This is a genomic window from Cobetia sp. PDI-23MA (assembly GCF_059507735.1).
In genome coordinates, this window is record NZ_CM183352.1 from 2,319,122 (window position 1) to 2,332,484 (window position 13,363).

Below are 13,363 nucleotides of genomic sequence, written 5' to 3' on the forward strand. Positions count from 1 at the left end.
GGCGTAAATTCGGCGTACTCACTGCGCATCGCAGATCGTTGTGCCGCTGGACGATGACGCGTCGCTGAATGACGAGGTGTCTGGCGCTGCGCTGCGCTTTTTCTTGGCGGTACCTGATGGCTTGCGAACCGGACGGGCCTTGTATGCAATGCCATTCTCGACGGACGGTCCGGTGTTCTTCTGGCGGTCAGATTCGGGCAGATGATAGGCACCATGGCGTGCCATCAGCTCGTCCAGAATCGCCTCGCGATGCTGGCCAAGGCCCGGCGCACTGCATGGCACCTGACTGTCGATGTCCCGACGTCCCGTGAGCTTGATCGGATTGCCCGCCGTCCTGAATGGCTTGCCGGCCTTGCCCTGGACCTGAACGATCATGTTGCGGGCCTTCAGCTGCGGATGATCGAACAGCTTGTCGATGGTATTGATCGGCGAGCACGGCACGCCCTCCTCATTGAGCAGGTCCACCCAATGCTGAACCGGCTGCTGCACCAGGACCTTTTCCATCTCGATCACCAGTTCCGGACGATTCCTGCAGCGCATGTCGTTGCTGAGAAAACGCGGATCGAAGGCCAACCGCGCCGCACCGATGGCATCGGCCATCAACAGGAACAAGGTGTCGTTGCCGGCCGCGATGACGAGCTTGCCATCTTGCGCATTGAAGCTTTCAAACGGCGCCAACGAAGGATGACAATCGCCGGTGCGGTGCGGCACCTTGCCCTCGATATCGAAGCGCGCCAGCGCCGTTTCCATCAGCGCCGCCTGGCAGTCGAGCATGCCGATATCCACCCGCGTGCCTTGGGCATCCCGGGTGCGGCTATAGAGCGAAGCGAGAATGCCCACCGCCGCAAACAGCGCCGCACTCAGGTCGCCAAAGCTGGTCCCCACGCGGGCGGGCTCTCCATCAGGCCAGCCCGTCAAGCTCATGATGCCCCCCATGGCCTGCACGACCATGTCGTAGCCGGGCAATTCACTGAAGGGGCCGGTGTGCCCGAAGCCCGAGATCGAGGAATAGATCAGGTGAGGATGCGTTCTGGCCAGGCGCTCAGGGCCATAGCCCAGGCGATCCATCACCCCAGGGCGGAAGTTCTCCACCAGTACATCCGCCTCATCCAGCAGACGCTCAAGCAGCTCGCGATCACGAGGCGACTTGATATCCAGCACGATGCTTTCCTTGTTGCGGTTGAAGCAGCTGAAATAGGCGCTTTCTCCCTCCACGAAGGGACCGAATTCGCGGGTATCGTCTCCGGTCCCGATCTTCTCTACCTTGATGACACGTGCGCCCAGGTCAGCCAGCACCATGGTGCAATAAGGCCCGGCGAGTACCCGTGAGAAATCCAGCACGGTGATCCCGTCCAGCGGCCCCTTCTTGAGTTCCGGTTGCGTCGAGATGGCCATCGGTCAACTCCCAAAGTCGTGGCGTATTACTGTGCGTTCAGGATCCATCCCGCGGCTTTTTCCGCGATCATCAGGGTCGGCGAGTTGGTATTGCCGCTGACGATGGTCGGCATGATGCCGGCATCGGCCACCCGCAATCCCCGGATACCGCGCACACGCAGACGGCTGTCGACCACCGCCATCGGGTCATTCGCGCGCCCCATGCGCGTGGTGCCCACCGGATGGAAGATGGTGGTGCCGATATCGCCGGCGAGTCTGGCGAGCTCTTCATCAGTCTGGTATTCGACCCCCGGCTTGATCTCTTCGGGCTTGTAGCGTGCAAAGGCAGGCTGGGAGGCGATACGCCGCGTGACCCGCAAGGAATCGGCCGCGACCTTGCGATCTTCCTCGGTGCTCAGGTAGTTGGGCGCGATGGCCGGGGCCTGACGCGGATCGGCGCTCTGCAGACGCACCGTGCCACGGCTGGTGGGGTTGAGATTGCAGACACTCGCGGTGATCGCCGGGAAGGGATGCAACGGCTGCCCGAAGGCCTCGAGGCTCAGTGGCTGGACGTGGTACTGGATGTTGGGATGGGCGTAAGTCTCGCTGCTGCGCGTGAAGGCGCCCAGTTGTGACGGCGCCATGCTCATCGGCCCGGAACGCTTGAACAGGTACTGCATGCCGATGTCCATCTTGCCCAGCAAGGTGCTGGCCATGGCGTTCAGGGTCTTGGCATTGGTGACCTTGTAAACCGAGCGGATCTGCAGGTGATCCTGCAGATTCTCGCCGACACCGGGCAGGTCCTTCACCACCTCGACGCCATGTTCCTCCAGCAATGCCCTGGGCCCGACGCCCGACACCTGCAGCAGATGTGGCGAGCCGATGGCGCCGGCACACAGCACGACCTCACGCTTCGCAGAGAGGTGGATGACCTTGCCGTCACGCACGACCTGCAGCCCCGTACAGCGCAGATCGGTTGCTTCTTTCGCCTCCCCTGTTTCAGCCCCCATGCCCTGCTCGCCGCCCGAGAACAGCAGACGATTGACCTGGGTGGAATGCCACAGCGTCAGGTTGCTGCGCTTGAGCGCGGGGCGCAGGAAGGCCTTGGCCGTGTTCCAGCGCCAGCCCGCACGCTGATTGACCTCGAAATAGGCCACCCCTTCATTGCTGCCGCGATTGAAGTCCTTGGTGCGCGGAATGCCGGCCTGCTCGGCCGCATTGGCGAAGTCGTCCAGCACTTCCCAGTTGAGGCGCTGACGCTCGACGCGCCACTCCCCACCGTGACCATGGAAATCACGCTGCTCAGGATCACAGCTGGCGCCGTCATCCAGCAGCGCGTGATCCTCGTGACGCATGAAGTCAGCCAGACAGTGCTCCCAACGCCACTCGTCGTCTCCGGACACCTCGGCCCAGTGATCGTAATCCCGCGCCTGGCCGCGCATGTAGATCATGCCGTTGATGCTGGAACAGCCGCCCAGCGTCTTGCCGCGTGGATAGATCAGCGAACGGCCGTTGAGTCCCTTGTCCGGCTCGGTGCGGAACATCCAGTCGGTGCGCGGATTGTTGATGCAGTACAGATAGCCCACCGGAATGTGAATCCAGTGGTAGTTGTCACGTCCGCCCGCCTCGACCAGCAACACGCGGTGGTCAGGGTTGGCGCTGAGGCGATTGGCCATCAGGCAGCCAGCGGAACCGGCGCCCACGATGATATAATCGAATTCAGAGAGATCGTCGCCCCTACTGGCGGTAGAGGGGGCGGGGCGAGCCCCCTGCTCGCCCTCCGGCGATCGATGCGGGTTGTTCTTGTTGCCTGACATGGCGCGTCCCTCTCCAGACAGCTGACGTAGGCTGGTAGATAACCAGAATGCAGATGACTACGATGCTGATGGCCCAGCCGCGAGCGACTTACTTGGCCGTCGGCATGGCGAATTCGGCACCGGCATCAATGGAATCCGACCAGCGCTGCATGATGGACTTCTGTTTGGTATAGAAACGCACACCCTCTTCTCCGTAGGCGTGGGTATCCCCGAACAGGGAGCTCTTCCAGCCACCGAAACCGTGCCAGGCCATCGGAACCGGAATCGGCACGTTGATGCCGACCATGCCCACCTGGATGCGACGCCCGAATTCCCGCGCGACACTGCCGCTCTCGGTGAAGCAGCTCACGCCGTTGCCGAATTCGTGGTCGTTGATCAGCTGGATGGCGGTTGCAACGTCCGGCACGCGGACACAGGCCAGAACCGGGCCGAAGATCTCTTCCTTGTAGATGGTCATGTCCGGCGTGACGTTATCGAACAGCGTACCGCCCATCCAGAAGCCTTCAGTACTGTCGCCGCCGATGTCGTTACCGGAGAAGTCACGCCCGTCTACGACTATCTCGGCGCCTTCCGCGACACCCTTTTCGATGTAACCGCAGATACGCTCGTGCGCCTGACGAGTCACGATCGGGCCCATTTCGGCGTCCAGATTCATGCCGTCCTTGATCTTGAGCTCGCGGGCACGCTCGGCCAGACGCGGCACCAGGGTATCCGCCACATCGCCCACCAACACCGCGACGCTGATGGCCATGCAGCGCTCACCGGCGGAGCCGTAGGCCGCGCCGATCAGGGCGTCCACCGCCTTGTCGAGATTGGCGTCCGGCATCACCACCATGTGGTTCTTGGCGCCACCCAGTGCCTGGATGCGCTTGCCGTGACGTGCGCCGCGCTCGTAGATCAGGTTGGCGATCGGGGTCGAGCCCACGAAGGACAGGGCGCGCACCTTGGGATGATCGATCAGCGCCTCGACGGAATCCTTGTCGCCCTGCACCACGTTGAAGACGCCATCCGGCAGGCCCGCCTGCTTGAGCAGGTTCGCTATCATCAGCGAGGCGCTGGGGTCCAGCGGGCTCGGCTTGAGCACGAAGCTGTTGCCTGCCGCAATGGCTACCGGGAACATCCACATCGGCACCATCACCGGGAAGTTGAACGGCGTGATGCCGGCGACGACGCCCAGCGGCTGGCGCATCGTCCAGTTGTCGATGCCGGTGCTGACCTGGTCGGTGAAGTCACCCTTGAGCAGCTGCGGGATACCGCAGGCGAATTCGACGATATCGATGCCGCGTGCCACTTCGCCCTGGGCGTCGGTGAATACCTTGCCGTGCTCGCGGGTGATCGCCTCCGCCAGCTCGTCCTTGTGCTCGTTGAGCAGCGCGAGGAACTTGAACATCACACGGGCACGGCGGATCGGCGGCGTGTCGGCCCAGGCAGGGAAGGCGGCGTCGGCAGCAGCCACGGCGGCATCGACATCACTGTTGCGGGCCAGCGCAACCTGGCCGGTCACCTTGCCAGTGGCCGGATTGAAGACATCCTGAGTGGCGCTGGAGTCGCCTCGGGTCACCTGGCCGTTGATGAAATGCTGGATAGCGTTGGCTGCTGTCGTCATGGTGCTGATCTCCGCTGGCGGTGTTTTATCGGAATAAGCCTGTGTCATGCACATGTCTGGCGCTGAAGGTCGTTCGCTTCATCAATGACGTTCGCCTAGTCAATGACGAACGAGGACATGTCATCAGCAGGTGTTCATGAAATTACGCCGCCACGCGCAGGGTGCAATTGAGTAATTCTTGGGTGAGATATAACGATTGCTGATATCCGATTTCGCTCGAGAGATCCTCCGCTCTCCTCCAGAGGCAGAGAAACATTTAAGCGCTGAAAATCAATCAGTTATAGCGAAAAAAGAAAGGAGTGCCGACAGTGGCAGGCGCTTCGCTCACGAGGCCTGCCCCGGGTGAACACGACTTGCCGCGACCAATGGCCAATAGGTGGCAGAGAACGCATTCAGGCCACAATGCGAGATGCTGGACCAGCAGCACGCGTCTCGCCGGCCAGAAAAATGCCAAACACATGGATGTCACTGATGCAGGATCTCTCCCGACTCAATGCCTTTGTCACCGTGGCGCGCACCGGCAGCGTGTCGCGAGCGGCGCAGGCATTGCACCTCACCCAGCCCGCGATCAGCCTCAAGCTCAAGCAACTGCAGGAAGGCCTGGGGTTAAGCCTGTTCGAGCGTCACCCCCATGGTCTGTTATTGACGGCCGATGGCCAGGCCTTGCTGCCCAGTGCCGAGAAGACCCTGGCCAGTGCACGTAGCTTCGAGCAGGCCGCCGCGGCACTGCACAGTACCGTGCGCGGCAAGCTGCGCATCGGCACCATCGTCGACCCGGAATTCATTCGCTTGGGCAGCTTGCTGCGCCATCTGCTGGAGCGTGCGCCCAATCTGGAAACGGAACTTCACCACGGCATGAGCGGCTGCGTCCTCAAGGCGCTGTGCCAGAATGAACTGGAAATCGGCTTCTACCTCGCTCCCCCCGGTGAAGGCCCACGCGATGACTCCCTCTGTTATCGCGAGCTGGCATTCTTCGACTATTTCATTCTCGCCCCCACCGGCTGGTCAGCACGCCTGACGGAGACTGACTGGCCCTCCCTGGCCGCCCTGCCGTGGATCGTGACGCCGGAGAATTCCGTCCACTCACGCCTGCTGGCGCATGCCATGCGTGACAGTCAGTGCACCCCTCACCGTGTCGCGCAGGTGGACCAGGAAGTCTGCATGCTGGACCTGGTGCGCGCGGGCGTCGGGCTGACACTGGCCCGCGATGTCCTGGCGCTGGCCGAGCGCCAGGAACGTGGCCTCAATATCGTGCCGGACACCCGCCTGCCCTGCGCCTTGAGTGTGGTATGGCGCCACGACAAGCAGCACGAACCCTGTGTCGAAGCCGCTCTGCAAAGTCTCGAAGAAGTCTGGCCATCCCAATAAATGATACTTTCAGGACAAGTGAGTGAGGCCTGATATTTCACGCGGCAAGCCCAGTCCTGCCGTGCCTTATCTTTCTTGACTTACCCTCACTCCGCGGCATGCCGACGGCATCGGGCTGCCCGTTCATGCGGGGCTACTCGATTGGTGCAGGATGGATTATTCTATTCGTGTTTCGGATGAAATCGTGTGCCCCGTCACGAGCGCGTGTTGCCTCCTCACGCTCGGTGTCGAGGCCTCATCGGATGACAGTTTTGTCGAATCACAAGGTAAGAAATGATAGATTTCAACAATAAAGGCTTTTTCAAACTCAAACAGAATGATGAATATGCCGAGCGCGTCAATGACCTGCTGATTGATGGCGAAGAGATCATCTCGGCCTACAAATCGATGCGTGACGGCGTCGTCTTTACCAACAAGCGAATCATCGCCGTCAATGTTCAAGGCTTGACCGGCAGCAAGAAAGATTTCACCTCTCTGCCGTACAAGAAGATTGAAACCTACTCCATCGAAACTTCCGGCACCTTTGATCTTGATTCAGAGCTCACAATCTATTTCTCGGCACTCGGTACGGTGAGGTTTGAATTCACCGGCAAGACACGCCTTACCGAAATCTCGCAAGTCATCACCACCTATGTGTGCTGATGCCCTACTGCTTCCATTGTGAATTCCTTTGATCAAACGGGGGTACCCAGATGAGTGACATGTCAGTCGAGCAATTCGAAGAAAACATGAAACGTGAACTCGACAAGTTCGTGCGCAGTACCACGGCACCTGCCAAGCCAGTTGCCAAGCCACGTGCCACGCAAAGCACCACGCCTCTCAAGGGGCTCAGGGTGACGCTGGGCGTCAAGAACAAGCGACTGGCATTGGAAGAACCCTTCACGGTGCAGACCGACAGCATCTCCAAGGTTCAAGCCAAAATTCAGGCAGAGAAAGCGGCGCGCAAGGCCGGCTGGAAAATCATCAGCCATGTGATCGACTGGAACGACACCGAACGAGCCCCCGACGCTCGCTGACGACGCGCCAGCCACGGACATCAAATATTCCGCTAATCCATATCGATATAACCGAAAGGCAATCCTTAAGCGCGTGACATAGTCTCTGTAGACACACTCGTTGTCTAGAGGGGGATATCGATGAAATACTTTGATGCATTATTCTCGTTGATCGCCGCGGTACTGGTCTCTGCACTACTCCCTTTTGAAGTGGAACAAGGCAATCGTTCTACTCCACAAGCACCGCATGAACACTCTATTCTGGTGATAGAGGGATTGCTGAAGGAGAGTGAGGACAACGCGTCGGTTGATACGTGAGTCACCATCACTGGATCATCGCGATAGGGAGCCGGCTTGCGGCGTAAACGGACAATCCCGTCAATTGCCCGGATATTCCCGCAGTACGCTCATGCGCAGCGACGTCACTTGAGGAGGCCGAATGGCGGACATTCAACTACGTATTGAATTGATGGGCACGGATCCCCTGGTCTGGCGTCGAGTCGTCGTGCCAGAAACCATCAATCTGCACCGACTCCACGAGCTCATCCAGGACGTGATGGGGTGGGAGGAGCGACACCTCTACGAGTTTGAGTGTGACGGTCGCTACTACGCTGAACCCGACGACCTCAGCGAACGTCCCATTACCATGTCGCGAAATGCCAAGCTGAAGACCCTGGTGAAACGGGCCAAGGGAAATGCCTTCCACTATCTCTATGATTTTGGCGATGACTGGAAACATCGCATCATCATCGAAGCAACAGGGATGGAAGCTATCTCCCCCTGCCCAAGATGGCTGGATGGCGCCATGGCATGCCCCCCGGAGGATATCGGCGGTGTGCAGGGGTATGCTGCCCTGAAAGCCGCCAGCGCCGGCGAGCAGAATCCTCATGGTCACGAGCTACTTCAGATGCTGGGGGAAGACTTCTCGCCGGAGGCACTGGACGAAGAGGCCATTGAAGAGCACCTCATCCCCTTCCAGGCGGGCTTCAATCGCATGGCATGACTCAAGAGACAATAGCGGCCATTATTGAACGTGAACCGCCAAATCAATCACTTGGCTGGGCCCAGGAGTTCGGCATAGCCTGCCTTGACGAGGCCATCTGGCGAGACATCTTGCCGAGGAGGCTCTGCCCAATAGGAGCAGCATCGAGTGAGCCCGTGACGACGACGAACGGTACACGCTGGCGCTGTTACGCCTTACCTAACTCAACCTTTCTTTGCCCCCCCCCCCTGCGCACTCACGTCAGCGGCCCTGCAGGGGTTCATCATTTCCTCGCAGCACACGCCTTGGGTGGGCTGTACGCTTGCCGGGGCGATGCCATTTACCGACAGAACGGATCCCTCCTCTCTATCGCGTATTTCGCTCACGGAGCCCCACGCGAGCGCGTGGAACGACCCTCCAGCTCATCCATGACACCTTCAGGCGAATACTGTTGCGAGTCCTGTCGCGGATACCGGACAGAATTCCGTGCTCACAGTTGATGGCGATGACGCAATCCCCTGCCCCGTGATTTTTGGCTGAGTGTTATATCTCGTCAGAAAACACGAACAGTACCATAAACTTTAGCCTAAATAAATTATTAATCGATAATTTAACGGCAATATCGATTATTTAGCGTGTAATTATCAATTAGCGTGTGGACAAGGGGCTCTGCAATGTACCAACACATCCGTAGCATGTTGTTTACCAAAGGAAAATAGAATTCATTGCCCGTTGAGTACTACTTTATTCCTCGATGTGATTGAAATTGTCAGATTCTTGCGCATACTCTTGATCATACGAAGGCGGGGGCCTTCGACAATAATATATGGTTAAACGAAAAAATAACGCTTATTGCCCTGCACATCTCGGCGCTAGCTGTCGTGGTGAGCAGACACAACATTGAAACCGTAACGCATAAGGAACATCGCGATGGCAGCGCTGAATCTGAACCTTGCTGGTACTCAAACAGAAGTCATTAAAACTCCAAACGATGGTGTCAACATCACCGCACTGGGCTCCTCTGAGCTGGTGTCCGATGGTGTTGAAACCAATGTACTCAGTATCGCAGGGGTTGAAGTTGGCGCCCAGCCGACCTTCACGGCGACCAACGGTGGTCAGCTCAATATTGACCAGGGCCTGCTGAATGTCAGCGCCCTCAGCAATGTGACTTACAAGGTTGATGGTGCAAGTGGCATCAGCGTCGATGCTTCTAGCATCTCTGCTCTATCTGGGCTCAGCTCCTACGATGTGAACTTCACCGGAGAAGGCGCTGGTAACTTCACTTACGACGCTTCAGATGTCAGCCTTCTGGACACCACCACACTGAATGTCACAGGTCTCGGAACAGGTGACACGCTGAGCATCGCTGATGATACTTGGCAGCTGGATGACGGCCTGTTCACAGAAGCCTATCGAGATGGCGCCCTACATATCACCAACTCAGGGAATGGGGTTTTAGGCGAAGGGGATGTCGTCGCCAATATTCCCATGACAGAAGCAGAAGCTCAGGCTTACATTGATGATCCAAGCCTGCTAAACGGTGAAAACGGCTTCACCTTGGTGTGCTTCGCTGAAGGTACCATGATTTCTACGCCGGAAGGTGAAGTTGCTGTCGAAAACCTGTCGATCGGCGATATGGTTGTGACCGCAGAAGGTAACGCCGTGGCCGTGAAGTGGGTGGGTCGTCAGACAGTGCGCCCGGCAAAGGCGCAAGACAAGTTCCAGGCTATTCGCTTCCAAGAAAACGCTATTGCTCCAGGGCTGCCGAACCAGGATCTGACAGTCACTGCCAGTCACGGCATGATCATCGATGGCTTGGTCATCAATGCCGGTGCACTGGTCAATGGCTCAACGATTAACACTGTTGAGGCAAGCGAACTTCCCAAGGAAGTCACCTACTATCACATCGAGACAGAGAATCACGAAGTGATTCTGGCGAATGGTGCTGCCGCAGAGACCTATATCGACTACGTCGATCGCAAGGCCTTCGAAAACTATGATGAGTACCTGTCACTGTACGGCATGGACACAACCATCACCGAAATGAAGCGTCCGCGCATTTCCGCACGTCGCCTGCTGCCACTGGCCATTCGCGAGCGTTTCGGCATTCAGGAGCCGAAACTGTCGATCCAGGCTGCCTGATAAGCTCCGCCAGAGCATAAGGTAGTTCACCTACACCTGCGTAACAGAATCCATCTGTTGCGCGGGTGTTTTTATGTTCATGGCTTGCTAATATGTTCTACCTAAGAGTACGTCAACTCTCCACTCAGACCTCAACAAGGTAATGACAACATTGTCCGTACATGACGATCGCTCACAAAATCAAAGCCAACCTTCGTTTGACCAAATTCAACAGGCGATCGCCAATAGTCATTATGAACAAGCGGCACAGTTGCTCGCACCGAGATTAGAAGCACCGACTCGCTGTGCACGTACTTGGCAGTACTGGGTACAACTTGCCTATCGACAAAATGACTTGGTGGAAGCCAGTCATCGTGTTGTGCAAGCTGTCTCAGACCACCCCTATCATCGCCCCATACATGAGCTCTACGGGCGTATTCAAAAGGCACAAGGGAGCGATGTAAAAGCTAGAGCCATCGTAGATAAAGCGCTTATCCAATGGCCGATGGCACCAGATCTTGTGTGTCTCAAGCTTGACCTATTACGGGGCAAGGAACTCAAAACAGTAGGCTTAGAATTCGTCAGCAACACAAGAAAAAATACAGATCCTCATCCCGCAATACAGATGGCAATAGCGCGCTGGTACCAATCCTATGGTAGATTCGATGCTGCCTATACCATTATCACTTCTCTTTTGACTCACCAACCAACTCATACAAATGCCATTACCCTAGGCAAAACCCTGGCAGTTCATATTGCACAGCATGCGGTTAATAGTCGTCAGCTCGATAAAGCGAACAAGGTGCTAGAGGATGCAATCTCCCATAAAATCTACAACCCTATCATCTGGAAGTTATGGGTACAGGTGGCATTGGATCTAGACCTGATAGAACTGGCATCTGAGCGGGTCACAAGAGCACTCGCACGTAGACCAAGCGATCCGGAACTACAAGTTCTGAGAGTTAGAATACATATGGCAATGGGGGAACTATCTCAAGCGCTTACTGTAGCCGATGGCGAGTTAAATAAACATCACCTACACGCAGGACTATGTTGTGCAAAGTTAGATTTGCTACGCATGGTTAACCTAAAGTCACCAGCTTTCTCGCTACTTCGTATGCTTCATAATACGACGGTCGTGCATCCCGGTGTGATGCTGGCAGCTGTGCGATTTTACCTAGCGAATGGTCGTATCAAAGCAGCAAGAAGAACATTACATACCCTTATTGTACTACACCCAGAACATATTAATGCCAATAAGCTTTGGCTTTCACTAATAGCTAATTTCAATAAAGAAGAATATACCGCTCATCTTATTGAGGTGTACCGAGCAATTAAAATAAAAAAGGATGTATCTCGGCAAGATATACAGATTTTACTTCATGCAGCATCACTCATAGATATTATGCAAGCTGTCTCTGAGAAAGAGCGTGATTGTTATCGCAATATCATTCAATTTATTCTTGAAAAATCACAACTTATAAGTGAAAAAGAGAAACTAGAACTAGTTTGTAATTCTGAAAGACTGGCAAGTAGAAAAGAGACATATTTAGCATGTGATGCTATATTCTTACACGGACCGAAAGATAAAGATGTCGTATTAACTCTATTTCAGAAAGCCATGGCATCGCAAGTACATCATTCGCTTTTCTCACTGAAAGAAAGGTTGACTAAACATCTTACAAATAAAGCAAAAAACGACGTAAATGTCGAATTTGCACTATACACTAGTGGGCCGCATGCAGCGCTATCCGTCTACCGTTCTCGCCATCAGTCGAAACGAGATTTACTAGAAGCACGTAGGCTATGCAACCTACTAAAGCTTACCGATGTCCATGGGCTTGGGCAACGCTATGTAAGGCAATGTCGACTGCGCTGGCCCCAAGACTTTGCACTCAAATCGTTGCATGCGTTAATGCTACTTAATTCAGGCCAACCCCGAAGGGCGCTTGAGATATTGCATGGTAATATCCCGATTGCAAAAAAAATAGCCGCGGCAAACCTACGTGCTCAATGCTGGTTAGAACTAGGAAATAGCCAAGAAGCACAAAATGAACTGGACGCTAGCGGTGTAGGAAATACGACACAGTTATTGATGACACGACTCCGTTTGCTCATCATGCTAGGCCGCTCTGAAGAAGCTCAGAACCTTATTGAGAAAGCTAGGCGATCCGGTATACAACACGAGGTAACATCAGAACACTTTTCTGTATCAATGATAGGAGTTCACCTAAATGATCTATACTTATACCAAGCGGAACAAAAAGCCCTGAACTTGGCATACGAGACAGCAGAACTTACTTCTCGCTACAACTTTGCAGCCTCAAAGGTTGTAGCAGCCTATGCTCAAGTGGCTACTACAGCCTTCCAGGCGAATAGCTGTCTTATTCCTCGACGTATTGTGCAGTACTGGGATGCCACTACTCCACCAAAATCCGTAATGGATACTATGGAAACTTGGGCACATTTCTCAGATATTGAGTATGTTCGATTTGATAGTCGTAAAGCGAGACAGTTCTTAAGAACTGCCTTTGACCGGTCTTATGAAAAAGCATTCTTATTAGCTAATAATCCTGCTGAAGGTGCCGATTTCTTCCGTCTTTGCTATCTAAGATATTACGGAGGTCTATATATTGATGCCGATGATCGTTTCCACGATAACCTAGACAGACTCTTCCCGAAGGGCGTCGAATTGCTTTGCTTTAGAGAGAACTTTGGTGCATTAGCCAACAACATAATAGCTGCAGCTCCTCAACATCCCGCTATTGTATATGCAAGCGAAATGGCATTGTCTTCACTGCTCGCACGAGATAATGAAAGCACTTGGAGCAAAACTGGTCCAGGGTTACTTACACGGGCAATTGCCACATATCTTAAAATCAGAGAAGCACAGGCATCGGAAATAGGCATTATGATACAACCCATTTACCACTTACGTCGTATAGTACATATACATATGGAGCTACCCCATAAAAAAACACAGTCGTACTGGAATGCTAATACGAACAACCATTTCGATATACGAAAACTAATCCTCTGAAATCCCTGAATTCAAGCAATAAGCGCAGCACCTGCGGTATCCAGGCCTCCTGAGTATTCC

At 55.1% G+C, this 13,363-nt stretch carries 10 protein-coding genes; 7 read left to right on the forward strand and 3 right to left on the reverse strand.

Features of this window, described 5'->3' with window-relative positions; translation table 11 throughout:
• Positions 1 to 18: 18 nt before the first annotated feature.
• From AC5WNJ_RS09855 to AC5WNJ_RS09865, 3 genes are all read right to left on the reverse strand, one after another.
• Positions 19 to 1,395: a CaiB/BaiF CoA transferase family protein gene (locus tag AC5WNJ_RS09855; RefSeq protein WP_254627178.1), complete on the reverse strand. Its 1,377-nt coding sequence runs from the start codon at positions 1,393 to 1,395 to the stop codon at positions 19 to 21.
• A 26-nt stretch (positions 1,396 to 1,421) separates the two neighbouring features.
• Positions 1,422 to 3,191, reverse strand: a complete 1,770-nt coding sequence (locus tag AC5WNJ_RS09860; RefSeq protein ID WP_495929487.1) for a GMC family oxidoreductase — start codon at positions 3,189 to 3,191, stop codon at positions 1,422 to 1,424.
• An 88-nt stretch (positions 3,192 to 3,279) separates the two neighbouring features.
• Positions 3,280 to 4,797, reverse strand: coding sequence for a CoA-acylating methylmalonate-semialdehyde dehydrogenase (locus tag AC5WNJ_RS09865; RefSeq protein ID WP_495929488.1), 1,518 nt, complete (start codon positions 4,795 to 4,797; stop codon positions 3,280 to 3,282).
• 471 nt (positions 4,798 to 5,268) lie between these two features.
• Between AC5WNJ_RS09865 and AC5WNJ_RS09870 the strand changes: the two genes are divergently transcribed.
• From AC5WNJ_RS09870 to AC5WNJ_RS09900, 7 genes are all read left to right on the forward strand, one after another.
• Complete coding sequence (locus AC5WNJ_RS09870) at positions 5,269 to 6,165, forward strand: LysR family transcriptional regulator (protein WP_495929489.1); 897 nt, start codon at positions 5,269 to 5,271, stop codon at positions 6,163 to 6,165.
• A 273-nt stretch (positions 6,166 to 6,438) separates the two neighbouring features.
• A complete protein-coding gene (locus AC5WNJ_RS09875; RefSeq protein ID WP_054557116.1) occupies positions 6,439 to 6,807 on the forward strand; it encodes a PH domain-containing protein in 369 nt (122 codons plus the stop codon).
• Between the two features lie 86 nt (positions 6,808 to 6,893).
• Positions 6,894 to 7,181: a hypothetical protein gene (locus AC5WNJ_RS09880; RefSeq protein WP_176677309.1), complete on the forward strand. Its 288-nt coding sequence runs from the start codon at positions 6,894 to 6,896 to the stop codon at positions 7,179 to 7,181.
• 120 nt (positions 7,182 to 7,301) lie between these two features.
• Complete coding sequence (locus tag AC5WNJ_RS09885; protein ID WP_495929491.1) at positions 7,302 to 7,478, forward strand: hypothetical protein; 177 nt, start codon at positions 7,302 to 7,304, stop codon at positions 7,476 to 7,478.
• Positions 7,479 to 7,599: 121 nt separating this feature from the next.
• Positions 7,600 to 8,163: a plasmid pRiA4b ORF-3 family protein gene (locus AC5WNJ_RS09890; protein WP_495929492.1), complete on the forward strand. Its 564-nt coding sequence runs from the start codon at positions 7,600 to 7,602 to the stop codon at positions 8,161 to 8,163.
• A gap of 909 nt (positions 8,164 to 9,072) precedes the next feature.
• Positions 9,073 to 10,284 (forward strand): Hint domain-containing protein, encoded by a 1,212-nt coding sequence (locus AC5WNJ_RS09895; protein WP_495929494.1) that lies wholly within the window; start codon positions 9,073 to 9,075, stop codon positions 10,282 to 10,284.
• 142 nt (positions 10,285 to 10,426) lie between these two features.
• On the forward strand, positions 10,427 to 13,303 hold the full coding sequence (locus AC5WNJ_RS09900) for a glycosyltransferase (protein ID WP_495929496.1): 2,877 nt from the start codon (positions 10,427 to 10,429) through the stop codon (positions 13,301 to 13,303).
• Positions 13,304 to 13,363 lie beyond the last annotated feature (60 nt).

Coding starts and splice junctions, on each gene's coding strand:
- AC5WNJ_RS09855 (WP_254627178.1), bottom strand. CDS start 1,395: ATGGCCATCTCGACGCAACCGGAACTCAAGAAGGGGCCGCTGGACGGG.
- AC5WNJ_RS09865 (WP_495929488.1), bottom strand. CDS start 4,797: ATGACGACAGCAGCCAACGCTATCCAGCATTTCATCAACGGCCAGGTG.
- AC5WNJ_RS09890 (WP_495929492.1), top strand. CDS start 7,600: ATGGCGGACATTCAACTACGTATTGAATTGATGGGCACGGATCCCCTG.
- AC5WNJ_RS09885 (WP_495929491.1), top strand. CDS start 7,302: ATGAAATACTTTGATGCATTATTCTCGTTGATCGCCGCGGTACTGGTC.
- AC5WNJ_RS09860 (WP_495929487.1), bottom strand. CDS start 3,191: ATGTCAGGCAACAAGAACAACCCGCATCGATCGCCGGAGGGCGAGCAG.
- AC5WNJ_RS09870 (WP_495929489.1), top strand. CDS start 5,269: ATGCAGGATCTCTCCCGACTCAATGCCTTTGTCACCGTGGCGCGCACC.
- AC5WNJ_RS09895 (WP_495929494.1), top strand. CDS start 9,073: ATGGCAGCGCTGAATCTGAACCTTGCTGGTACTCAAACAGAAGTCATT.
- AC5WNJ_RS09900 (WP_495929496.1), top strand. CDS start 10,427: ATGACAACATTGTCCGTACATGACGATCGCTCACAAAATCAAAGCCAA.
- AC5WNJ_RS09875 (WP_054557116.1), top strand. CDS start 6,439: ATGATAGATTTCAACAATAAAGGCTTTTTCAAACTCAAACAGAATGAT.
- AC5WNJ_RS09880 (WP_176677309.1), top strand. CDS start 6,894: ATGAAACGTGAACTCGACAAGTTCGTGCGCAGTACCACGGCACCTGCC.